This window comes from Marinifilum sp. JC120 (assembly GCA_004923195.1).
Classification (GTDB): Bacteria; Desulfobacterota; Desulfovibrionia; order Desulfovibrionales; family Desulfovibrionaceae; genus Maridesulfovibrio.
Map to the genome: position 1 here is coordinate 45,410 of RDSB01000020.1, position 22,995 is coordinate 68,404.

15 protein-coding genes are annotated in these 22,995 nt (G+C 46.3%); 5 read left to right on the forward strand and 10 right to left on the reverse strand.

Going from position 1 to position 22,995, the window contains the following annotated elements:
- Positions 1-3 precede the first annotated feature (3 nt).
- Together D0S45_16995 and D0S45_17000 are read right to left on the reverse strand one after the other, a co-directional pair.
- Entirely contained in the window at positions 4-1,347 is a 1,344-nt protein-coding gene (locus tag D0S45_16995) for a Na(+)-translocating NADH-quinone reductase subunit A (GenBank protein ID TIH12847.1), read from the reverse strand.
- Positions 1,348-1,628: 281 nt separating this feature from the next.
- Entirely contained in the window at positions 1,629-2,831 is a 1,203-nt protein-coding gene (locus tag D0S45_17000) for an MFS transporter (protein TIH12848.1), read from the reverse strand.
- Positions 2,832-3,973: 1,142 nt separating this feature from the next.
- Between D0S45_17000 and D0S45_17005 the strand changes: the two genes are divergently transcribed.
- A complete protein-coding gene (locus tag D0S45_17005; GenBank protein TIH12849.1) occupies positions 3,974-4,213 on the forward strand; it encodes a hypothetical protein in 240 nt (79 codons plus the stop codon).
- Positions 4,214-4,260: 47 nt separating this feature from the next.
- Here the strand turns inward: D0S45_17005 and hydG are convergent, their stop codons facing one another.
- The 8 genes from hydG to D0S45_17045 all read right to left on the reverse strand — a co-directional run bounded on the left by hydG (position 4,261) and on the right by D0S45_17045 (position 16,240).
- Positions 4,261-5,670, reverse strand: a complete 1,410-nt coding sequence (hydG, locus tag D0S45_17010) for a [FeFe] hydrogenase H-cluster radical SAM maturase HydG (GenBank protein TIH12850.1) — start codon at positions 5,668-5,670, stop codon at positions 4,261-4,263.
- A 49-nt stretch (positions 5,671-5,719) separates the two neighbouring features.
- Positions 5,720-7,174 (reverse strand): sigma-54-dependent Fis family transcriptional regulator, encoded by a 1,455-nt coding sequence (locus tag D0S45_17015; protein TIH12851.1) that lies wholly within the window; start codon positions 7,172-7,174, stop codon positions 5,720-5,722.
- Between the two features lie 5 nt (positions 7,175-7,179).
- Complete coding sequence (locus D0S45_17020) at positions 7,180-8,298, reverse strand: PAS domain S-box protein (protein TIH12852.1); 1,119 nt, start codon at positions 8,296-8,298, stop codon at positions 7,180-7,182.
- A 13-nt stretch (positions 8,299-8,311) separates the two neighbouring features.
- Entirely contained in the window at positions 8,312-8,827 is a 516-nt protein-coding gene (locus D0S45_17025; GenBank protein ID TIH12853.1) for a 4Fe-4S dicluster domain-containing protein, read from the reverse strand.
- A complete protein-coding gene (locus D0S45_17030; GenBank protein TIH12854.1) occupies positions 8,827-10,218 on the reverse strand; it encodes a 4Fe-4S dicluster domain-containing protein in 1,392 nt (463 codons plus the stop codon). Before D0S45_17030 ends, D0S45_17025 begins: the two co-directional genes overlap by 1 nt.
- Complete coding sequence (locus tag D0S45_17035) at positions 10,218-10,808, reverse strand: 4Fe-4S dicluster domain-containing protein (GenBank protein TIH12855.1); 591 nt, start codon at positions 10,806-10,808, stop codon at positions 10,218-10,220. The genes D0S45_17030 and D0S45_17035 overlap by 1 nt, the downstream gene beginning before the upstream one ends.
- Complete coding sequence (locus D0S45_17040) at positions 10,793-12,892, reverse strand: formate dehydrogenase subunit alpha (GenBank protein ID TIH12856.1); 2,100 nt, start codon at positions 12,890-12,892, stop codon at positions 10,793-10,795. Before D0S45_17040 ends, D0S45_17035 begins: the two co-directional genes overlap by 16 nt.
- A 375-nt stretch (positions 12,893-13,267) precedes the next feature.
- Positions 13,268-16,240, reverse strand: coding sequence for a PAS domain-containing sensor histidine kinase (locus tag D0S45_17045; protein TIH12857.1), 2,973 nt, complete (start codon positions 16,238-16,240; stop codon positions 13,268-13,270).
- Positions 16,241-16,560: 320 nt separating this feature from the next.
- Between D0S45_17045 and D0S45_17050 the strand changes: the two genes are divergently transcribed.
- The 4 genes from D0S45_17050 to D0S45_17065 are packed head-to-tail and all read left to right on the forward strand — an operon-like array spanning position 16,561 to position 22,885.
- Positions 16,561-19,470 carry a PAS domain S-box protein gene (locus D0S45_17050; protein ID TIH12858.1) on the forward strand — a complete coding sequence of 970 codons (2,910 nt, stop codon included), beginning with the start codon at positions 16,561-16,563 and terminating at the stop codon, positions 19,468-19,470.
- Positions 19,460-20,707: a response regulator gene (locus tag D0S45_17055; protein TIH12859.1), complete on the forward strand. Its 1,248-nt coding sequence runs from the start codon at positions 19,460-19,462 to the stop codon at positions 20,705-20,707. Before D0S45_17050 ends, D0S45_17055 begins: the two co-directional genes overlap by 11 nt.
- 9 nt (positions 20,708-20,716) lie before the next feature.
- A complete protein-coding gene (locus D0S45_17060) occupies positions 20,717-21,856 on the forward strand; it encodes a response regulator (protein TIH12860.1) in 1,140 nt (379 codons plus the stop codon).
- 9 nt (positions 21,857-21,865) lie between these two features.
- On the forward strand, positions 21,866-22,885 hold the full coding sequence (locus tag D0S45_17065; GenBank protein ID TIH12861.1) for a response regulator: 1,020 nt from the start codon (positions 21,866-21,868) through the stop codon (positions 22,883-22,885).
- The last annotated feature ends 110 nt before the right edge of the window (positions 22,886-22,995 follow it).

The following is a 22,995-nucleotide window of genomic DNA, read 5'->3' on the forward strand; positions in this document are numbered from 1 at the left end:
TCCTTAGCCCTCCTTCTCGATCTGGGTGAGGACTTCGCGCAGCATGTGCCCGAAATCGTTCTTGCCGCAATCCACAAAGGACAACAGGGCAAGGTCTTCCTCATCCAGCTCCAGACAACCCAGTGCCTGAGCCTCATCCGTATCCATCACCGCCATGGCCCTCACCAGATAGGTGGGCAGGATATCCAGCGGCATGACCTGATCAAAAGCCCCGGTGGGAAAAATAGCGCGATGACTGCCTCCCAGCAGGGTGTTCAGAGCAAACTGCTTTTTCTTTCTGCTGAAAGCAGACGCGAACACGGATTTAATAGAGAATTTATCCCTGCCCGGAGCCAGCCACCCCATGAATTCCTGTTTGCCGCCTTCTTCCACTGCTGAAATCTGGTTGTGGAATCGTCCGAGGAAGGCTAACGGTCCTTCTGCTTTGGTACCGCTAAGCACCGAACCAGAAATGGGCCTCACAGCTCCAGAAGCAAGCTCCCCGGAAAGCAGATCATCAAAGCTTGCCCCCAAACGGGTCTTGATAATACGCGGGCGGTTGACCATGGGCCCACCAAGGGCCACATAACGCTCGGTTGCGATGCGTCCGCCGGTGAACAGCTTACCCATGGCAATGACGTCCTGATAACCGATATGCCAGTTTGTCTTTTGCGGACCTACCGGATCAATGAAATGGATATGTGTACCGGGAAGTCCGGCTGGATGCGGTCCGGAGAACATATGCATGCTCACTTCCTGAATGAGCGGAAGCGTGGCTCCTCCGGCGGTGCAAATATTTACAGCACCGTCGCATAAACAAGTCAGTACACGCAGGCCGTCCAGCCATGCATCCGACTCTTTCCAAAGGATGGGTACAGGGTCAACAGCAAGGGGATTGGTATCCATTGCCGTGACAAAGATTGAACGGGGTTGTGAGTCCGGGGCCGGAGTCTTGCTGAACGGGCGCGTACGAAACGCGGTCCATAATCCCGACTTCACGAGATTCTCGACAACCGCATCCCGGCTAAGGCCGGAAAGTTGTTCTGAATCATACGCCGGGAACTCCACTTCGCCGACCGTTTCATCGAGCTCAATGACCACAGACTGTAATGCCCTGCGCTCACCGCGGTTAACAGCAATGACCTTGCCGGCTCCCGGAGCGGTAAAGACGACTCCGTCGATCTTTTTATCGGTAAAAATCGGCTGACCCAACTTAACCAAATCTCCCTCGGCTACGGCCATGGTCGGTTTCATACCGACATAGTCGCCGCCAAGAACGGCCACGCTTCCCGGATATTTTTCTTCGATAATATCCATTGCGGGCTCACCTGAGATAGGAAGATCGAGTCCTTTTTTGAGCTTAATCATGGAGAATACACCTTGTCCTTAAAAGGTTAACGGACTTGAAATCGGGTGCAACAATACAATTCGCCACAGCGAAATCGCCGGGACGTCTCCTTGATTGGGTGGGGGTATGAAATGAATCTAAATCTCCGCTGCGTTCCGAATATGAGATCCGGAAGGTGTGGGGTAATACGCGCGGATATTATTTACGTTGGACTTATTCCTTATCTAAAACAAACAAAAAGGTCAACCGGTTGTTGAATTTTTATCTCTTCGTTCACAAATCTATTTGTAATCAGCTTAAATCACAGAACATGAACTCTTTTAGACATGACCAAAAAAGTGGGCAAAAGACACAGACAGCTGAACAACGCCGTAAGCTCAAATGCATCAGCCATCCCCCCTGCTTCAGCCGCAAATCCAGCCAACGCGGGGCCGAGAACGAAGCCCAGATTGGATGCCCCCAAAAAAATTCCCATAACCCTTCCCCGCCCCATGGCAGCAGCCAAAGACATGGAAGCGGGCAACGATATGGCTGATCCTAGCCCCATGCCTGCAACCAGTAGGCAAAGAATCCATAGGGAATCAGTTTGCCCATAGCCAAACAGGCAGGCAGAGCAAATTCCCATGCCTAGAAAAGTCAACCCGGCACGGTCGCGCTGATCGGCCCATTTGCTAGCAACAGGCATTATCGCAATAAGAACGAGGCTGGGTAAGGCAAAAAGAATACCAGCGCAGAGTCCACCTAGTCCAAAATATTCACTTATCATCCTGGGTAAAAAAGTAATTACAACCGATGCACCAGCAGTTCGTCCGAGCACAGCCATAAGCAAAGCCCCAAAAATCGGTTCACGCCACGGCACGCCTTTGTCCTTCACGCCATTACCTGCGGCAGTCGAAATGCTTCCCATGCTGCCCCGGAAAAGAAAAAGAAAGGAAATTCCCATCCCCAGAACGGGCCAGATCAGGCTCAATTCTCCCATCTTCTCCTGAATGCCGACAGTTCCTCCTCCAGCAAGCGGACAAAGGACAAAAGCACTATACATGCAAGTATTATAAGCACCGAACAACCGTCCGCGACTACTTTCAGGAACACAATCCCTGAGCAGAGACATGCTTACGGGCTTTATTATGCCGGAACAAAATCCAAGACAGATTTGAATAACGGCAAGGGCCTCAACAGTAGGATAAATGAGATAAAGGAAAGGGATGACAGCCCCCGCCCCGGCAGCGCATATTAGTAAAGGGCAGGCCCCAAAAAAATCCGCAACATATCCTGCTACAGGAGCCAGAACCAAGCGGGCGAAAAAATAACCTGAAAAAGCGAGCCCCAAAAACGCTGCGGAAATCCCCGAGGACTGGGCACCCAAGGACATTGCAAAGGTAAATGCCCCGACTCCGAAAGTAGAAAAAAATGCCGCTGCCAGAACGCCTTCAGCAGACCTTTGCCTTACTTCATAACATTCACGCAAAACCCCTCTTCCGAATATGGATATGAAACTATTCATTCGTTGTACCTGTCATGCGAATGCTCTCTGTAAATATTCTAGATTTTGCATTCTGTGAATGAGCCACTATTTTTTGTTTAAGACCAGCTTTTTTTGTGCTATGAAAGCAATAATCAATTTCATAATTCTAAAAAAAAATCACACCAAGAGGTATCGCACTGTTATAACGAACAATAAACTGCATTAAACAAAAGACGGAATCAACTGAATAGTAAAAAAGGGCCACAGGTTTACTGCCCTTACATTTGGTGTCACTTTGACTCATTAAGCTTGAGAATGTGTGTTATTAGTTCATTTAATCCTTTAAACGGCCTGAAACAAAGGGATCAGAGCGATCCCCTAAACACAAAAACGAACTTTGAACCATGCAACAGTTATAGTAATAGGTTAAATTATGAACCACTGCCGGTAAGTCTAAAATAATATAATCAACCGACATAATTTACTTAATATTTTTGGTTCATTTTTTGCTTATAGATTACAATCCTGCGTTGGGTGGGGTGTATTACAAAGACATCGTGGGGATGTCTTCCTGATAATTACAAAACAATTGGAGATAGAGTATAAGCTGTTTTAATCGACCTACAATTTATATTCCCTGCCCAAACCGACAGGGTTCATAAAGAACTAAAAGTCTAATTGAAGACTGCTGTATTAAGGCCTAAACCTACTCACAGCAGTATACTCACCCATGGGATGGCATCCACCTGTTTAAAAAAACAGGTGTCTACAATTTCATTCTCTTTTGAAGACAACTGATGGAATTGATCCCGATAGACTTTGAAAGACAAAATTTAAAAATATTGCCGGGGCCTATGCTTACGTTAAAATAAGCTGGGTTCCGGCTTTTTCTATACCACTACAGCCCTCCTCTGGCGGCACCTTTTGTGTGTACTCTGATGTGTACCGGGATTTTGGATACACTTCGGTACACACTTGGTACACACATTGGGGGACGGTACGCTTGGGGCTTAAGTTGTATACAAATATAGCAGGAGGCATCGGCACTATTCTACTGAATGATGTTCAGGAAAAGGCACTGCCTGAATTTCTAGATGGACCTTTTGTCTTGTTGACGCCATACTTATTATTGAAGTAATAAAAACAAAGCACGAGTCATTTCAAAAACAGGAATTAAAAATATGAAAAAAAACACCTTGATTGCCTATACCGTTACCGTACTCATTCTTGGGGCGTTGCTTGGCGGAGCCATTACAGGATGGGCTATGAATACTGTCGCCACTCTCGGTGTCGGCCAATATCGAATCAAGGCAGCCTATTACGACGAGAATAAAATTCTTATTCAAGTCTTGGCTCCCAAAGTTATTGAAAGTGTCCAGCAGAACTCTGGGAGGATAGCTACGATTAGACTAAAAGATTAATTAATCTTTATCTGGTGTGTGGAATGTTTTTCGAATCATCCGACCTGCTATAGATACAGATCACGCTCACCTTTTTCAATACGGTTCAGTCTGTCGGCCACAACATTCTTACGTTTTGCGGCTAAGCCTTCCAGCTCATGGCTGATCAAAGAATTACCCATATCCTGTGTGGATGTATGGGCATAATCAAGCAGATATTCTTTAAATGTCAGCAGAGCGTTGGGGTGGCAAAATTCCTGAATGAAACCCTTTTTAGCCAACTCCATAAAATGCTCTCCTGTCCTGCCCGCACGATAGCAAGCTGTACACCATGAAGGAACATAGCCATGTTCAACAATCTCCCTGATGACCTGTTCAAGGCTGCGATTGTCTCCGACGCAGAACTGCTGCACTTCAGGACGGTCGTAATCAGGGTCGCTATATGCTCCGGGGTAGGTCCGTGATCCGGCACTAAGCTGCGAGACACCAAGGTCTAGCAAGTCCTGGCGCATCTGCTTGTTCTCACGGGTGCTCAAGATAAGCCCGGTATAGGGAACCGCAAGCCGCAGGACCGCTACCATCCGCTTAAACTGTGCGTCTGAAATGGGATACGGCGGATTAAAAGCAATCTCGGCATTGAGAGCTGGTTCCAGCCGGGGAAATGAAAGGGTGTGCGGTCCCACCCCGAATTTGGATTCCAGCTCTGCGGCATGAGAAAGCAAGGCCATGGTATCAAAGCGGTAGTCATAGAGACCGAGCAACGTGCCCATGCCCACATCATCGATACCCGCTTCCATTGCCCGGTGCATGGCATGCAGCCGCCAGAGATAATCTTTTTTGTGGCCTACAGGATGAAGCTCCGCATAGATTTCTCGATGGTAAGTTTCCTGAAAACACTGATAGGTGCCGATACCGACCTCATGCAGCTTGCGAAAGCCCTCTACATCCAACGGGGCACAGTTGATATTCACCCGTCTAATTTCACCGCTCTTTTCAGAAACAGTGTCGTATACGGTGCGCACGGTATCAGCAATCCAATCGGCACCGAATTTGGGATGTTCTCCGTAAACCAAAAGCAGCCGCTTATGACCCAGCTCTTCCAGCACTGAAACTTCCTGTTTGATCTCATCGGCACTGAGGGTGCGGCGCAGTAGATCCTTATTGGTATCCTTGAAACCACAATAGACGCAGCGGTTGAAACATTCGTTGGTGATATAAAGAGGAGCAAAAAGGACCAGTCGATTGCCATAAATGGTCTGTTTGACTTTACGGGCGGTCTTAAAAATGGCCTCATTCAGTTCCGGGCTCTCGACCTGCAACAGCCTAGCTGTCTCCTCAAGAGATATCCCTTTGGCTTCCAGCGCCTTGTCCAAAATTTCATGCACCTGAGCCGCAGCGGTCCGCTCTGTGGAATTTACGATTGCCCAGATTTTTTCTTCATCTATAAAATTGCTTAATCCTGTGCTGTCAGGTTTCATATGCTCTCCGGTGTCCGGCCCTTACAAAATTATCCGGGTCCGGGCGAATCTATTTATTCTCGTTCTGTTCTCTGGCCGCAAGCCGGTAGTACAGCATGCGAATGGAAATACCCAGTTGCGCTGCAGCCTGAGTCTTATTGCCGCCTGTTTCTGCAAGGGCGGCGTCTATATCTTCATCAGTGGGTCTTGCTTGTTTCTTTTGCTCTGTCTTACATACTGCCGGACTCTTTTCCCGCACCGGAGTACTCCGCACCATACCTGCAAAAAAACCGGACAGATGTTCGGACCGCAACACTTGTGCATCATGCATGACCGAAATCCATTCCATGGCATTCCTAAGTTCCCGCACATTACCGGACCATGGATGACCCATAAGAATCTCTGCCGCTTCGGGACTTATTCCTTTAAATGCCTTGCCCCGTTTCTCCGAAAAAGACTTCAGAAACAATAGGGCCAGCGGAATGATGTCATCAGTCCGTTCACGCAACGGCGGGACTATGATGCTGCCCACCCTAAGCCGGTAATAAAGGTCATTACGAAAAAATCCCTGTTCAATGCGCTCGGTCAAATTAAGGTTTGTAGCGGCGATAATTCGTATGTCGGTTTTGATCTTGCTCAACCCGCCCACGCGGTAAAAACTTTTATCTTCAATTACGCGCAGAAGTTTAGCCTGCAATCCCACCGGGATTTCACCTATCTCATCCAGAAAAAGAGTCCCCCCAGCGGCCAAATCAATCTTCCCCCGTGCTCCACGGGTGGCACTGCCGGTAAAGGCCCCTGCCTCGTAGCCGAACAATTCACTCTCAAAAAGATTGGCTGGCAGTGCTGCGCAGTTAATGTCCACAAAAGGACGCGGCGACAGGGAATTATCATCGCCGTAATGAATCAGCTTAGCCACAATATCCTTGCCTACCCCGGTTTCCCCCTGAATAAGCACAGGCAGATCGCGATCCCCGTGATAACGGCGGGCTTGATTGACCACTTCCCACATGGGTTCAGAAAATATTCCAACATTGTCCAGCCCGGCCTGTCTGGCGAGCAGTTCACGCAATTGGGAAAGCTCGCCCCGCACATCGCTTGTAGCCTCGGCCACAGCTTCATCAAATTTCCCGGTCAGCCTTTCGTTCTCCTGTAGCAATGACTGATGCTCAGCTACACGGTCCAGAACCGCGCCGAGCTCCTCAAGATTAATGGGCTTGGTCAGGTAATCATATGCTCCAGCCCGCAAGGCACCGATGGCAAATTCAAGGTCGGCGTGCCCGGTATAAAGGACCACGTCCGCAGAATGGGAACCGGAAAGGCCCTTTATATCGCGTACCAGCTCGATACCGGTTCTACCCGGCATCTGGATATCCGAAAGGACCATTTCGAAATCATGATTGCGAAAGATGCCCAACGCGGAAACTGCTTCCGCGCACGGGGTAACCGCATGGCCGAGCAGGGTCAGATATTCGGCAAGGGATTCACGGGTAGCCGCGTCATCGTCAACAAGCAGGATACGCATATTCCTTATGTCCTCCCCTTTTCAGCCGCTGGCAGTATGGCCCGCAGCAATGCCCCGCCTCCGGGACGGTTTTCCGCAATAATTGAGCCTCCTGCGCCCTGCACGATAGTGCGCACAATAGACAACCCGAGCCCCATGGAACTGCCCGGTGATTTGGTGGAAAAAAACGGTTCGAAAAGCTCATCGGCCAGCTTAGGATCAAATCCGGGACCATTGTCGGCCACACTCAATTCCACAGAATCAGCTCCCTGCGCCACAACCCGGATAGAAATAGTTTTCTGCTCAACGTCGCTCACTTCCAGCGCCTGCATAGCGTTGGCGACAAGGTTCATGACCAACTCCTCAAACCTGATACTGGTCCCGGCAACTGGTTTGGTTTCAGGGTCTATGTTCAGCTCCAAAATTATGCCCCGGGCAATCATCTGGGCACTGAGCAGAGACATAGCAGATTGCACAGCCTCGCCAAGGTTGCATAGCTCACAGCTTACGGACTGATTCCAGCGCAGATGCTCACGCAGATGATTGACAATGGAGTCGATGCGGTCCACCTGTCCGGCTATATTCTGCAATATGCGCACGACTTCCTTGTTGGGATTTTCGGAACGGTCTTCCATCAGCAGCCCCGATGCAGAAAGAAGACGTATGGCATTCAACGGCTGGTTGATCTCGTGAGCGATACCGCCACCGATAACGGCAAAAGTGGTCACCCGGCTGGCGCGCTCCATGGCGGAACGGGCCTCGGCAAGGGTGGCTTCGGCCTGCCGATGGGCCGTAACATCACGGCCTACCGACTGATATTCAACAGCATTGCCCTCGCCATCAAAGATGGCCCGGGTGACATATTGCACGTAATGGGCTTCTCCGTCCTCATCGGTGTAACGGGGCTCGGTGACAATCTCCGGGTTCTCAGGCGTCAATGAATATACCTGTCGGACAATGGCCTCACGCTCATCAGGGTCCAGAAGATCCTGAAAATGTGACGCGAGAAGGGTCTCGGAACTTTTGCCATAAAAACGGCAACAAGACTGATTAACAAAAATAAATCGTCCGTCTGGACGAAAACGGCGAATAAGCTCTGTCTGGTCCTCGACTACGGCACGATAAATGGAGTCCTGTGATGTCATTGGAAATACACCCCTAGTTGTGCTCAAACGCCACGCGACGCGCGTTTTCCCGTCTCCTTGAAGCAGTCAGCTGCTGCAAGGACTCACTTGAAAAAACACGCAGTGCCCCGGCCGGGCACACGGAAACGCATGCAGGCTGCTCACGGTGTCCGGCACATAAGTCACATTTATGGGCCACAGGCACATTGCGTTCTCCATTGATTATCCCGACCTGCATGGCTCCTACCGAACAGGCGGCAAGACATGCCTTGCACCCGAAGCATTGCTCTGCATCGATCACCACCGACCTACCGTTAAAGGTAATGGCTCCGGAAGGACAAACTGCCGCGCAAGGCGCATCCTCACACTGTCGACACTGTATGGGCGCAGTAACACCGGACTCGCGCACCACGGAAAGACGCGGACTGAAAGTAAGCCCTCTTTCCATAGCCGTACCCATGTCAGAATCCATATGGGCATCCACACAAGCGATCTCACAAGCCCGGCAACCGATACAGCGGGAAGGGTCAGCCAAAACAAAAGCATTCATTACGAGTGTCCCTCGCTGTCCATTCCGTAGTGCGTATGCAAAAGTTCATGCGAACGATGTCCCAAAGGTTTTTCCAAAAACTTTTCATACAAAGCAATAACGGACTCGTTTTTATGCGAAGCGCGGACCGGCAATTCCTTATCATGACGATGCAGACCGCTACGGCGACGGGCAAGAGCATCGGCAAGATCAATTCCGGGCAGCAATTTAGGCTGGCCCCCTCCGGCTACACAACCTCCGGGGCAGCACATGACCTCCATGAAATCAAAATCGGCCTTTCCGGCGCGGACTTCTTCAAGCAAAGGAGCTGCGTTGGCCAGTCCTGAAACAATCACTGCACGAACAGTCTTTCCAGCCACGTCTATAGAAGCCCTGCGGATACCTGTACCTGCCGGAGAAAAAATCACGCCGCTTTCACAGACATCATTGCCTGTAGTAACTGCAATAGCCGTGCGAAGCGCAGCCTCCATAACACCACCGGACGCTCCAAAGATAACTCCAGCCCCTGAATATAGCCCCATAGGAATATCAAATTCCTCTTCAGGCATCTCGGCAAGATTGATTCCCCTTTCCTTCAGCATGGCCGCCAGTTCGGTTACAGTGAGAACCGCATCCACATCAGGGTGGCTGCTGGCCTGCATCTCAGGCCGTGCGGCCTCATGCTTTTTAGCCGTACAGGGCATGACCGCTACACTGGCGATGGCCTCCGGCCCAACACCGGCAATCTCAGCACCATAAGTCTTGAAAAGTGCTCCGGCCATTTGCTGCGGCGATTTGCAGCTTGAAAGATGATCGGTCAGATCAGGCCATGCGGTTTCCATGTAACGCACCCAGCCGGGGCAGCAGGATGTAAACATAGGCAAGGTGCCACCGGACTCCACCCGCTCCAGCAGTTCTGAAGCCTCTTCCATAATGGTCACATCCGCCGCGAAAATGGTATCGTAAACAGCATCAAAACCGAGACGACGCAGGGATGCGGCCAATTGTCCCGGAGTCAGGGTGCCCGGAGCTAGGCCATATTCTTCAGCAATTGAAGTACGTACCGCCGGGGCGCACTGGACCATTGACTTTTTAGAAGGATCGGCCAGCATATTTGCCACACACCTTGTATCATTACGAAAATGGGCAGCAAACAAAGGAGAGGAATCATTCTCGGAAAGCCCGCGCTCACGACGCATGGCCGGAAGATTCTCCGCAGCATCGTCAAAAGGGGTAACAAAGGCCGAGCAGGTCAGCACGCACTGCCCGCAGACAACACAGCGGGAAGTATCAATGGACTGGGGTTCACCTTCGCTGCCGATAATGGCATCCACCGGACAGACTTCTGAACAGCGACGGCATCCGGTACAGACTTTAGGATCTATAAATACGACTTGGGAAATGGTTGTCATTACAACTCCTCCCCTGCTCTGGCTCCGACCCCGGCAAGGGCCAATGCAGCTTCAAGGCTGCGGCGTTTTTTAATTTTCATGGGGTCTACCAGCGTCAAGGCATCCTTGGGGCAGGCCTCCACACAGGCCGGGCCGCTTTTACGTTCGTGACATAGGTCGCACTTACTGGCCAGCAGAGCTGGTTCAACACTATAAGAATCAGGGTCGACCGGGTCAGTCACACGGCGAAGAACCGGCTGACCATTCTTCCATATCTGGGCCATCTCCATGGCTCCGACGGGGCATGCAGCAAGGCAGGTTTTACAACCCACACAACGTTCAGCATCTACCTGCACACCGGACTTGGTACGGTGGATGGCTCCATTGGGACAAACTGCGGCGCAAGGGGCATCCTCACAATGACGGCATCCCACCGGGACACAAACGTCATCAGTCCGGATCAGGTAAAGCCGCGGGGAAAGGGGCCCCTGTAGACTCCCCACAGAAACACCGCCCCGCAAATGGGCAGCAGCGCAGGCCAGTTCACAGGCCCGGCAACCAATACATTTGGCTGCATTGGCAAGGATAAATGGGGTCAAAGGGTATGACATGAAACTTCTTCCTTTATGGATACCGGAGACACCGAATCGGTAGACTCCTTAAATTTACAAATGGAAACGGCACATACTTTCAATTGAGGAGTGCCGGTAACCGGATCAGCTGCCGAGGTAGTCAGTAGGTTGGCCGGACTTTCAGAAAAGTGAAAGGTCATAAAAACGAGACCACGTCGAACCCGTTGCGTAACCCATGCACGAGCCCTGACGGTTCCCCGGCGGGTACTTAATTGCACGAGATCACCGTCGGCAATGCCATATTCGGCAGCATCAATCGGATGAATCTCCACGAGCTCTTCAGGCCATGTCCCTGCCAGACCGAAACAGCGACGGGTCATGGTAGCCGTATGATAATGGGCCACGACCCTTCCCGTGGTCAGGGTCAGTGGATATTCGGCATCCGGCAATTCCGTAGGCTCGCGGTGAACCAGCGGCACAAATTTTCCGGGACCGCGCATGCAACCGCCCACGTGCAGGATAGGGGTTCCCGGATGCGACTCGTCAGGACAGGGCCACTGAAGCCCCCCGGACTCAAGTCTCTCGTAGCTGATGCCTGTATGTGTGGGAGTCAGCAAGCGCATTTCATCAAAGACATCGCAAGCACTCGCATACCGTTCCGAACGTCCCATGCGCTCCAACAGCTCTGTCAGTATTTTCCAGTCAGGACGGCTGTCCCCAACCGGACTCACCGCTTGGCGGACACGCTGAACACGTCTTTCGGTACTGGTAAAAGTGCCATCTTTTTCGGCAAAACTGGCCCCGGGCAGGACAACATCAGCCAACTCGGCTGTTTCGGTAAGGAAAAGATCCTGAACCACAAGAAAATCAACATGACGCAGGCAATGTTCCACATGGGAGATGTCCGGGTCACTACGCATGGGATTTTCGCCGAAAACAAAAAGTCCCTTGAAGCGGTCTTCTTCAATGGCATGTAGCATCTTCGGGATGGTCATTCCCGGTGCTTCAGGCAACGTCACATTCCAATGAGACTCAAAAACAGCCCGCACACCATCGTCACTCACAGGACGGTATCCGGTCAGCACATTAGGCAGTGCGCCCATATCGCATGAACCTTGAACGTTGTTCTGGCCCCGCAATGGATTCACACCGGTTTTGGGCCGCCCGAGATTACCGGTAAGCAGTGCGAGATTGGACACGGAAAGAACGTTATTGGTGCCGGTTGTGTGCTGGGTCACGCCCATGGTGTAATAAAAAGCAGCGTTGGCAGAACCGCCGATAAGACGGGCCGCCCTGCGGATATCTTCGGCAGGAACCTCGGCGATGGCGGCGACACTTTCGGGATCAAAAGCCTGCAATCCTTCCCGGAAGGATTCAAAATCTTCCGTGACCGCGGCCACGGTTTCCACATTGGCAAGCCCTTCATCCAGAATAACCCGGGCAATGGAAGACAGCAGAGGTGTGTCAGTTCCGGGACGGAGCCTGAGCCAGACATCAGCCTGACGAGCAAGATCGATTTCTCTCGGGTCGATGACAACTAATCCAGCCCCGTTCCGCTTTGCCTCCATCATCCCTATGCCTATAATTGGATGACACTCAGTTGTATTGGTGCCGATAGCGCAAACACAGTCGCCCTGCCCCATATCCCATAATTCACGGATGGAGTTGGTCATGGAACCGCTTCCCAAAGAGGTGGCCAGACCGGCCACGGTGGGAGCGTGTCAGAGACGTGCGCAGTGGTCGACATTGTTACTGCCGAGCCCTGCGCGAAAAAGTTTTTGGAAAAGGTAATTTTCTTCGTTGGTGCAGCGGGCACTACTGAATCCGCCAACAGCCTCAGGACCGTATTCAGTTGCAATTGTGCTCAACCGTTCTGCGACAAGATCAAGAGCCTCATCCCATGAAACTGGAACCAGTTCACCGTTCTTGCGCACCAGCGGACTCGTAAGACGGTCACGATGGTGGACAAAATCAAAACCGAACCGACCTTTGGAACACAAGGCCCCCTGATTGACCGATGGCTCGGGGCCTGCTGAAACACTCACGATACGGTCATTTTCCACTTCCAAAGAAAGGGAACAACCCGCACCGCAATATGGACATGTTGTAGTTGTACGTTGCATGTGGCTCGCTTAGCACAAGACATGCCATAAACCAACATCGGAGAAAGTTCAGCTAACAGACTGAAAAAACAGACTTAACCCCATAAACACTATGCAAAAAAAAGAAAAGACCCACAATTGCACGCATTTATTGCATGCAATCTAAATTCTATTGCATGCAATAATTTCATAATCAGGACAGTTGCCAGCCTATGTTGATGAAGACTTTCAGTCACCGGTTAATCCAGCACCTTATGTGTGTACTCTGGTGTGTACCGGGGATTTGGGACACATCGGTACACACTTGGTACACAGGCGATTAAGCTTTTCCCGTTTCAGGCGCATTAATAGGCAGCCTTACAGTTATAGTTGAGCCTTCATTTGGTACACAGGCGATTAAGCTTTTCCCGTTTCAGGCGCATTAATAGGCAGCCTTACAGTTATAGTTGAGCCTTCATTTTCAATAGAATCTATTGATATACGTCCATTGTGAATGTTCACGATCACATTATGGGCAATTGCCAAGCCTTGGCCAGTACCCTTCCCGACTTGTTTGGTCGTAAAAAAAGGATCGAAAGCTCTTTCAATTATTTGAGGCGGCATTCCGCAGCCCGTGTCAGTTATTTCTATAACAGCCTGTTCATCGCTTAAGTAGCTACTTATTGTAATTATGCCTTTTTCTTTTGTTGCTGCGTTTTTGGACTCAATGCCATGGGCACTGTTAACTATCAGGTTGAGTATGACTTGCCCCATTTCTCCTTTTAAGCAGGATACTTTAGGTAGATCTTCCTGTAAATTTTTCCTGATTGTAGCAACATACTTCCATTCATTTGCTGAGACTGTGATCGCGTCATTGATGATCTCATTTAAGTTATAATAGTTTTTCTGGGTCTCGCCGGGATGAGCCAGTTGTTTTACGGATTTGACTATTTCAGATATGCGGTTGAGGCCTTCTTCAGATTCTTTTATCGCGTTGGGAATGTCTTCTTCAAGAAAAGCAATTTCGCTATCATCAATCAGTTTTGCCATTGCATCATTGATTGTGCCGGTTGGGGAATTTTCGTTTATGGTTTGTCTGATTGAACTGACCTGTTTCAAGCTATTGATGAGTTCGGTAAAACTATCGCTTAAGAATTTCATATTTGTGGTGACATATTGAGTCGGGGTGTTGATCTCGTGAGCGATGCCTGCGGCTAGTTCTCCAATGGATTCGAGCTTTTGAGCTTGCCTGAGCTGTGCTTCAACCATGAGTTGATTGCTGATATCTCTGGCAACACAAACAAAGCTGACAATTTTACCTTCTTCATTTCTTACAGGGTCGATAGTGGCTTCCTGTGTATATCTCCTACCATCCTTAGCGAGGTTAATAAAATGTCCTTTCCACGTTTGTCCTTGATTTATCGTATTCCAAAGGTCCGTGTAGAATGAATCATCATGTTCACCGCTTTTAAGAATACTGGGGTTATTTCCAATAGCCTCTTCAACTGAATAGCCGGTAATTCTTTCAAAGGCTGGGTTCACATATACTATTGTTCCGGAAGTTTCTGTTATCACTATAGCTTCGGCCGCTTGATCAATAGCGGTGATCAGGCGTTTATGTTCAAGCTCAGTTTCCTTTACGTTGGTAATATCAGTTACTGTCGTAATATATCCGGACATTTCATTATTGCTGTTGTCCAATCCTACTAATTGTCCAAGTACCCAGAGTGGCTGACCGTTATCTCGAATGATTCGAAATTCAAGCCTGTCAGTAGTGGTCGGCACGTTCTTGTACCAGTTGTATTCTATAGTATCTCTGTCCTCAGGGTGTATACTCGCTGTCCAACCTTTGGTTTTAAGTTCTCTGTAATGTACATCGCAAATTTGGAGCATGCGTTCATTGGCATATTTTACCTTTCCTGTGAGGTCGGTGATTATGATTCCAACTGGCGAGGCTTTTGCTATTCCTTTGAAACGCTGTTCGCTTTCAGCAAGATCTATTTCTACCTTCTTACGCTCTGTAATGTCTTCGAGAGTCGCTATTACTTCATAAGGAGGATTGTGTTTTATGACTGGATTAAATACTGCACGTAAAAATAGAGTCTTATTGCCAGTTACGGAAGTGTATATGTCTTCAAATACAGAGTATTTACCCTGCAATGCTTTTTTCAAAGCTTGACGCATGCCCGGCTGGCTGTCTTCTGATGTATGAAATCCGATTACTTTGCTTCTGTTTGAGCCCATCAAATCCAAAAAAATATTATTGCAGTCAGAAATTTTACCCTGAGTGTCGAAATGAACCATAGCCAATGGAGCATTCTCGAAAATGTTACGATATCTTGATTCACTGTCTTTCAACTGCTCAAGAGTATTGTATTTTGCGGTTATATCATTGCCTATGCACAGTATATTGGAAGGCGATCCGTCAAGATTTTTATTTACCTTTATCCGCCATGCAATCCATATGACTGATCCGTTTTCGTCGATGAATGGGTGTTCGTGAGGGCCGATTCCTTCACCAAAAAAACTTATTACCTTCTGAATTGAGTTCGTTGCGATTTCGGAGTCAGGGGTATCGGTCAGAATTGAAAGAAGTGGCAAGCCAACAAGTTTGGTCTTTGTTAATTTAAAGTGCTTCTGAGCAAAGCTGTTTGCAAAACTGATAATACCGTCTTTGTTTACGCGGAGAATGAACGAATTAGCATTTTCTACTAGTTCTCTATATTCTTTTTCGCTTTTTTCCAGTTTTTTGAAAAATGGGTCGCTGAAAAAGTAGAGGAGTATGACTCCCATAGTTATAAGAATTGCACCTACTAGGAAAACTTCAACCGTAACTACAAAGAAAGGTCTTTGTATTTCGGATAGATCGATTTTTGCGACCATCCCAATATCTTTTTTTAAGTTTTTTACAGGAGTAAATGCGGCAAGAACTATTTTGCCTCTGTAGTCTTTCGCAATAATGGTACCTGTTTTTCCCGCAAGAGCATTTTGCATTGGAATGGCATGATTAGAGTCTAATCCTAATTGGCTAAGTGGGTCGCCAGTAAGGACTCTGCGGCCGTCTACAACTAAGAAATTGATAGCATTGTCCGTTTTAATTGCTGTAGTAAATTCTCCACTCTTGCTCTCAACTTCAAATTGTTTTTGTGCTTTAGCCAGGCGTTCTATGACAGAGTCAAAATCATAAATAACCCCTAATCGATCTTCATCATGGTGAGAAAAAAACTCTGACGCCAAGCTCGCTTGGCTTTGGACTAACTCATGGAGTCTACGCCCTTGCTCATCAAGAAAAGTTCGATAGAGCATGTATGATTGTGTCACAGAGACAGATACTCCGATCAAAATTAAAATACTCGCGAGAATGATAAAATTTTTTTTGTTTTTATGCATTGTACTCACTTTAATGTTTTATTTTTTTCTTTCGACACAACGCCTTGATATGGTATAAATAAGATAGCATTAAGAGTTTAATTTTCAAGGTAAATCTCTAAAGAGAAATATGAGCCTATAGTTGAGGTGGGCATGAAAAAACTGGAATGGTCTGATGAACTAAGTCTTGGAGTTTGGAAATAGATGCTCAACACAAAGAGCTGCTGCGGATAGCTAATGGTTTGGTGCAGGCGGTGTCATTGAATCGACCAGAACGCACAATCCAACAAATAATTCTTCGATATTTTAGGTAAATAACACAACAACTGTTCGGATTTAATATGAAAGATTTAAGTAAAATGACAAGAGAAGAGCTTCTTGAAGAGGCAAGAAATCTTAGGCTTAGTCTCAATAAGACTGAGTCCCCCAGTTTAAATCTTAGTAATGCACTTTGCTGTTCGTTTGAGCCTCCTCATCAAATTGAGATTGACAGTCTCATAGAAGGGCTGTGGATGATTAATGAGAAAGGGGTGACTGTCTTTGTTAATAATACAATGGCTTCGATGCTTGGTTATGTCCCTGCGGAAATGATCGGGAAGCATCTTTTTCGTTTTGTAGAGGAAAGCAGGACTGAGCAGTGTAAAATGAGGCTCAAGCGCAGAAAGAAGGGTATTAAAGATATTTACGATTTTGCCCTCATGCATAAAAATAATAATCCTGTGTATGTCCGGATATCAAGTTCTCCTGTCAAAGATGAGGGAGGTAAGTATGCTGGCGCTATTGCCAGCATTGTTGACATAAGCGATATTCATCGGTTGCAAAGCAAGCTGCAAGCAGAGTTTGAAAATGCTCCAATAGGTATAGTTCATATGGACTTGCAGGGTAATATTTTGCGAGTCAACAAGGTTTTTGTGAAAATGATGGGATATTCTGAGGGTGAGTTAACTCAAAAGCACTTTTTGGATATCACTCATCCTCATGATCGAGAGGAATATCAGACCTATAAGGAGAGAGTGCTTTCGGGGCAAGCAGAGGAAAAACTTGTCAAGCGGCATATAACAAAAGAACAGTTGATTATATGGTTGGAAGTATCCTTTTCCGTTGAGCATAATGAGCATGGATATCCTGAATATACTGTTGCTTATATTGAAGATATAACCGCTCAAAAGAGGTCGGAGATGGTCCTTCAGGCTCGGCTGCACCTAATGCATTATGCGGCAACCAACTCATTGAATGATCTTTTAGTTGAAATTGCAAATGAAGTTGAGAAATTAACTGAGAGCAGTTTGGGGTTTTTTCACTTTTTGAATGCTGATGAAAGTTATGTCGACTTGAGAAGCTGGTCGTCAAAGACAACAAAAGAATCATGCAAGATAAAGGCTCCTAGTACTAATTACCCGTTGAGTGTAGCTGGCTTATGGGCTGATTGTGTCAGACAGAAACAGACAGTTATTCATAATGACTTTGAGTTAATACACAGAACAAGAAAGTTTCCCAAGGGGCATCCTCAAATCCAGAGAGAGTTAACAACTCCAATAATTAGGGAAAATCGGGTTGTTGGGGTTTTGGGGGTCGGGAATAAAATGACAACCTATACAGAGGAAGATGTCAGGATTGTAGAATTGCTGGCTGATTTTGCTTGGGATATTGCGGAGAGAAAAAGACATGAAGAGATTCTGAGAGAGAATGAGCGGAAGTTTAAAACGTATTTTGAATTGGGATTAGTTGGTATCGCTGTATTAAATCCTGATAGAAGTTGGGTATATTTCAATCAACAGTTATGCGATTTGTTCGGATATGCCAGAGAAGAACTTGTGAAATTCGATTGGACTGTTTTTACGCACCCTGATGATGTTGAGACAAACCTATCGTTTTATGAGGATATGATGACAGGAGTTGTTGATCAGTACCATATTGAGAAACGATATGTCCGAAAAGATAGAAGCATCATATATGCATCTGTATACACGACTTGCTCTCGTGATGTGGATGGCAGTGTTGACTTCATAATGGCCCATATCATGGATATAACTGATCGGGTTAAAGCTGAAAAGGAACTTCAGGAAGCAAAAGAAATTCAGGATAAGATTCTTGAAGGTATAGGGGCTGGAATTATTGTAATTGACCCGAAAACAAAGGTGATTGAATCAATTAATTCAGTGGCGCTGGAAATGTTTAAAGCTTCTGAAAATGAAGTTCTGGGAAGAACTTGTGATGTTTTTAAATGGAGAAATGTTGAGGGAAAACCGCTCCTATCTTGTCCGGCAGTTAATAATGATGTTGTAGATATGCAATTACGTGCTTCGTGCTTTGATGGTACTATACTGCCTATTTCAAAAACGGTCATAGTCACTAAACTCAAAGGTAAAAACAAGTTCTTTGAGATTGTTTTTGATACTACAGAGAGAAAAGACCTTGAAAGACGCTTGTCTCTTGCCCAAAAAATGGAAGCAATAGGAAATTTATCTTCCGGCATTGCTCATGAAATTAATACCCCTGCTCAGTACTTAGGGGATAATATCAAGTTTCTTAATGATAGCTTTGAATCAACATTAGATTTTATTTCCTTTGTTCGTGAATCCTGTGTAAAATTAGAACAAGTGTATTGTTCTGAAGTGGAAGATAAGTTTAAGGGTGAAGATCTTGACTATCTCTTGAGTGAAATACCAAAAGCCATTGAACAGTCGCAGGATGGAGTGCAACGAATAAGTTCTATAGTAAAGGCCATGAAGAGGTTTGCACATCCGGGAGCGAATTTACTGCAAAATATAGATATCAATTCAATAATTAAGAATACAGTTACAGTGTGTAGAAATGAATGGAAATATAATTCTAAAGTTGTTTTTGACTTGGATTCAAATCTTCCTCCAGTTCCTTGCTTTGCAAATGACATAAGCCAGGTGTTTTTAAATATTATAGTGAATGCAGCCCATGCAAACGCTGAAAAATATGCGGAAAGTAGTGAAGTTGGAACTATTTTAATAAAAACTTTTTTAGACAATAAAAATGTTGTTATAGAAATTGAAGATACTGGGCATGGTATTCTGGAAGAACTTTTACCGAAAATCTTTGACCCTTTTTTTACAACCAAGGAAGTGGGCAAAGGAACAGGGCAGGGCCTGACTCTGTGTTACTCAATTGTTACTGAAAAGCATAAAGGGACGATTGATTTTTCAAGCATAGTTGGAAATGGTACCATGTGTAGGATTGAATTACCTTTGTACAATATCGGGGAGATAAATGAGTTATAAAATAAGAGTTCTCTTCGTTGATGATGAGCCAAATGTGTTGGCTGCAATCAGAAGAATGCTTCGTTCAAAGCACAGTGAATGGGATATGGCTTTTGCCAAATCAGGAAAAGAATCCTTGGAACTATTTGCTGAAAATCCTTTTGATGTAGTTGTTTCAGACATCCGTATGCCAGAGATGGATGGAGCTGAACTTTTACAAAAAATTAAGGATGGATACCCGAATACAATTCGCATTGCATTATCGGGACAGGTCGGTCTTAATGAAGTGATTCGCAGTATCCGTGCTGTCCACCAATATATATCAAAGCCATGTGATGCAAATGACCTTGTAGCCAAAATTGAAGGTGCCATTAAATCACGTGAAGTTCTAAATGATGTGAAAATGCAAAAACTTGTGTCTGAGATAGATGCACTGCCGGTAATCCCTCATGTTTTTAAGTCAATTGAGGAAGAACTTAAATCTACAGAACCATCAATAAACAAAGTAGCCGAACTGATTTCACTGGATGTAGGTCTTGTGGCTAAGATTTTGAAGTTGATAAATTCTCCATATTTCGGGTTGCCTTCGCAGGTTAGTTCTATTTTTCAGGCAATTACCATGCTCGGCTTAGATACAATTAAAGCGTTAGTCTTGGGGACACACCTCTTCTCCATGTATGATGAAAAGACACTTCCGAGATTGTCACTGACAATGCTTTGGGAGCACAGTTTTAGAGTTTCCAACATCGCTCGTATAATCGCGGAATATGAAAACCTTGAACGTAGTAAAATTGTTAATCTTAGGATGGCAGGTCTCTTACACGATGTGGGAAAGTTGGTGCTAGCCAACAGCTTCCCTAATAAATATCAGAGGGTTATTGATTTAGTAGCGAGCGACGGTGAGGCTGTTGGTAAGTGTGAAAAGCAAGTGTTTGGGACAACCCATGCAGAGGTTGGGGCATATCTTATGGGCCTATGGGGGATGTCGGGAGAAATTGTGTATGGAATAGGTTATCATCATTCATATGAAGCCTGCGACTTGAGTACTCCTATGCTGGTGTCCATAGCAGATACTATTGACCACCAGTGTATTATTATAAACAAAGAATATATTCGAGGAGTTGTGAATCCAAATATTCTTAATGGTGGAGGTTCAGAAAAACTTAAGGAATGGGTAGATCATATTGCAAAGAACTGGGAAGGAGTTGTGGATTTCAATGTCCTTGATTCAGAAATAATTGATCAGCTGAGAAAGTAAGGGCGCGCTATGAAACTTAAAATTCTTCTTGTTGATGATGAGCCTAATGTTCTTTCTTCGTTGAAAAGACAACTGAGAAATTATTATGAGGTTCACACTGAGACAGATCCGGAGAAGGCTCTGATTGAAATGAATCCCCGCAAAGCTTATGCGGTGGTTGTTTCAGATTACAGAATGCCGCAGATGAATGGGATTGAGTTTTTAAAAGAAGTCAAGTTGCGTTGTCCTGAGACAACAAGAATGATTCTTACTGGATACGCTGATCTTGAGAACGCTATTGGAGCTGTTAATGACGGTCATGTTTTCAGGTTTCTTACTAAACCTTGCGAAAATAACGTGTTGCAGGAAAACCTTAAGGAGGCAGTTAACCAGTATGAATTAGTAACCGGAAAACGGGTTCTACTGGAAAAAACTCTGAAAGGAAGTGTCGAGCTACTCACTGAGATTACTTCGCTTGTTAACCCGGAAGCAGGTGCCAGAATCAACAGGGTGCGCCGTTACGTCCGGTATCTGGCAAATAAAAAAGGCGTGAAGGATCTTTGGCGTTATGACATGGCAACCATGCTTTCTCAGCTCGGAACTTTGATTTTGCCTCCCGGAACCATAGATACGCTAGTAAGCGGTGAAAAGTTGACTCCAGAGCAGTGCGAGATTTTCGAAATGCATCCTGTTGTTGCCAAAAGTCTTATTTCCAAGCTGCCGCGTTTGGGATCGATTGCTGAGATGATCTCATATCAGCTTAAAGGATTCGATGGTTCTGGAACACCTAGAGACGGGGTTGAGGGAGAGGATATACCTCTTGGAGGTAGGATTCTGCGCATAGCTCTTGATTACGACCTCTATCTTAACCTTGATGATAACCCCAGCCATGGTTTTGCCAAACTTGAAGAGATGGTTGAAGTCTATGATCCAGAACTTCTTTATTATCTTGAAGGTATGCTGGGTGTTGAGGCACGATATGAGGTTAAGTCCCTGAGTATTGCAGATTTATATCCAGGAATGATTCTTTATGACGACATTCTTTCAAGTAAGGGGGCGTTATTGTTAAGAAAGAGCCTTGAATTGGACAAAGATAAAATTGATAGAATTTATATGTTTGCAGAAAAAGTTGGCATAACGGAGCCAATTAGCGTTCTGGTTCCTAGTTAGGGAGGGGGTATGTCAGAAAGTTATACATCTGAGAAAGTTTTATTTGTTGATGATGAGCCGAACGTTTTAAAAAGCTATACAAGAGTTTTGCAGTCCAAATTTTCAGTGCATACCGCCTTGGGTGGGGAAGAGGCTCTTAAGGTTATGCGTGAAAGTGGGCTTTTTTTTACGGTGATAGTCTCAGATGTGAAGATGCCGGGTATGAACGGTATCGAGTTGCTTGAAAAAGTGAGAAAAATATATCCTGATACAGTAAGAATGGTTCTTACCGGTTATGCTGATCTTGAAATGGCAATGGACGCTGTGAATAAAGGGGATATCTTCAGATTTCTGACTAAGCCATGTGATGCTGACAGCCTTGCCGATGCAGTAATTTCTGGAATCAAGCAGTTCAGGATGGTTCAGGATTCGAGGGACCTTGAAGGCGTGCGTAAATTGAAAGAAGGGTTACACGGAACTCTGATGGCGTTTACCCGCCTAGTTGAATTTCGTGATCCATACACCGCAGGACATATGGATCGCACTGCAAATATTTCGGCAATGATCGCATCACGGATAGGAATGGATCCAGACACTATCGAAGGATTGCGTCTGGCTGCCCTTGTTCATGATATCGGTAAAATAGCTGTGCCGTCTGGGATATTGAATAAACCAGGGTCATTAAGTGAGGCGGAGTTTTCCATAATTAAGACTCATCCGATGGTTGGTGCAGAGATTTTTGAGACGCTAGTCACTCACTGGCCCATTCAACGAATTATTCGTGAGCATCACGAACGTATTGACGGTTCTGGCTACCCTTATGGCCTTAAAGATGATGAAATCCTTCTTGAGTCCAAAGTTCTTGCTGTATCTGATTTTATTGATGCCGTACTTACGGATAGGCCATACCGAAGAAGTCTGGCTAAAGAGAAAGTTATTCATTTGTTGGAACAAGGGAAAGGTATTAAGCTTGATACTGAATGCGTTGAAGTTGGTTTGGCTTTGATCAGAGAAGAGCGGATAAATGAAGACCTGTATCAGCAGGTATAAGTTTTTTTTGAACCATTTGGCGTCTTGTGGGTTAGCAGCTTTTGCAGGGTGTACAGAGCCACTTGAGAATCTTACAAATTATTGAAGCCCTCCCCTACTCACCTTTCCAC

What these genes read in the sequence shown, in the direction of transcription:
- D0S45_16995 (TIH12847.1), bottom strand. Translation starts at nt 1,347, where the DNA reads ATGATTAAGCTCAAAAAAGGACTCGATCTTCCTATCTCAGGTGAGCCC.
- D0S45_17000 (TIH12848.1), bottom strand. Translation starts at nt 2,831, where the DNA reads ATGAATAGTTTCATATCCATATTCGGAAGAGGGGTTTTGCGTGAATGT.
- D0S45_17005 (TIH12849.1), top strand. Translation starts at nt 3,974, where the DNA reads ATGAAAAAAAACACCTTGATTGCCTATACCGTTACCGTACTCATTCTT.
- hydG (TIH12850.1), bottom strand. Translation starts at nt 5,670, where the DNA reads ATGAAACCTGACAGCACAGGATTAAGCAATTTTATAGATGAAGAAAAA.
- D0S45_17015 (TIH12851.1), bottom strand. Translation starts at nt 7,174, where the DNA reads ATGCGTATCCTGCTTGTTGACGATGACGCGGCTACCCGTGAATCCCTT.
- D0S45_17020 (TIH12852.1), bottom strand. Translation starts at nt 8,298, where the DNA reads ATGACATCACAGGACTCCATTTATCGTGCCGTAGTCGAGGACCAGACA.
- D0S45_17025 (TIH12853.1), bottom strand. Translation starts at nt 8,827, where the DNA reads ATGAATGCTTTTGTTTTGGCTGACCCTTCCCGCTGTATCGGTTGCCGG.
- D0S45_17030 (TIH12854.1), bottom strand. Translation starts at nt 10,218, where the DNA reads ATGACAACCATTTCCCAAGTCGTATTTATAGATCCTAAAGTCTGTACC.
- D0S45_17035 (TIH12855.1), bottom strand. Translation starts at nt 10,808, where the DNA reads ATGTCATACCCTTTGACCCCATTTATCCTTGCCAATGCAGCCAAATGT.
- D0S45_17045 (TIH12857.1), bottom strand. Translation starts at nt 16,240, where the DNA reads ATGCATAAAAACAAAAAAAATTTTATCATTCTCGCGAGTATTTTAATT.
- D0S45_17050 (TIH12858.1), top strand. Translation starts at nt 16,561, where the DNA reads ATGAAAGATTTAAGTAAAATGACAAGAGAAGAGCTTCTTGAAGAGGCA.
- D0S45_17055 (TIH12859.1), top strand. Translation starts at nt 19,460, where the DNA reads ATGAGTTATAAAATAAGAGTTCTCTTCGTTGATGATGAGCCAAATGTG.
- D0S45_17060 (TIH12860.1), top strand. Translation starts at nt 20,717, where the DNA reads ATGAAACTTAAAATTCTTCTTGTTGATGATGAGCCTAATGTTCTTTCT.
- D0S45_17065 (TIH12861.1), top strand. Translation starts at nt 21,866, where the DNA reads ATGTCAGAAAGTTATACATCTGAGAAAGTTTTATTTGTTGATGATGAG.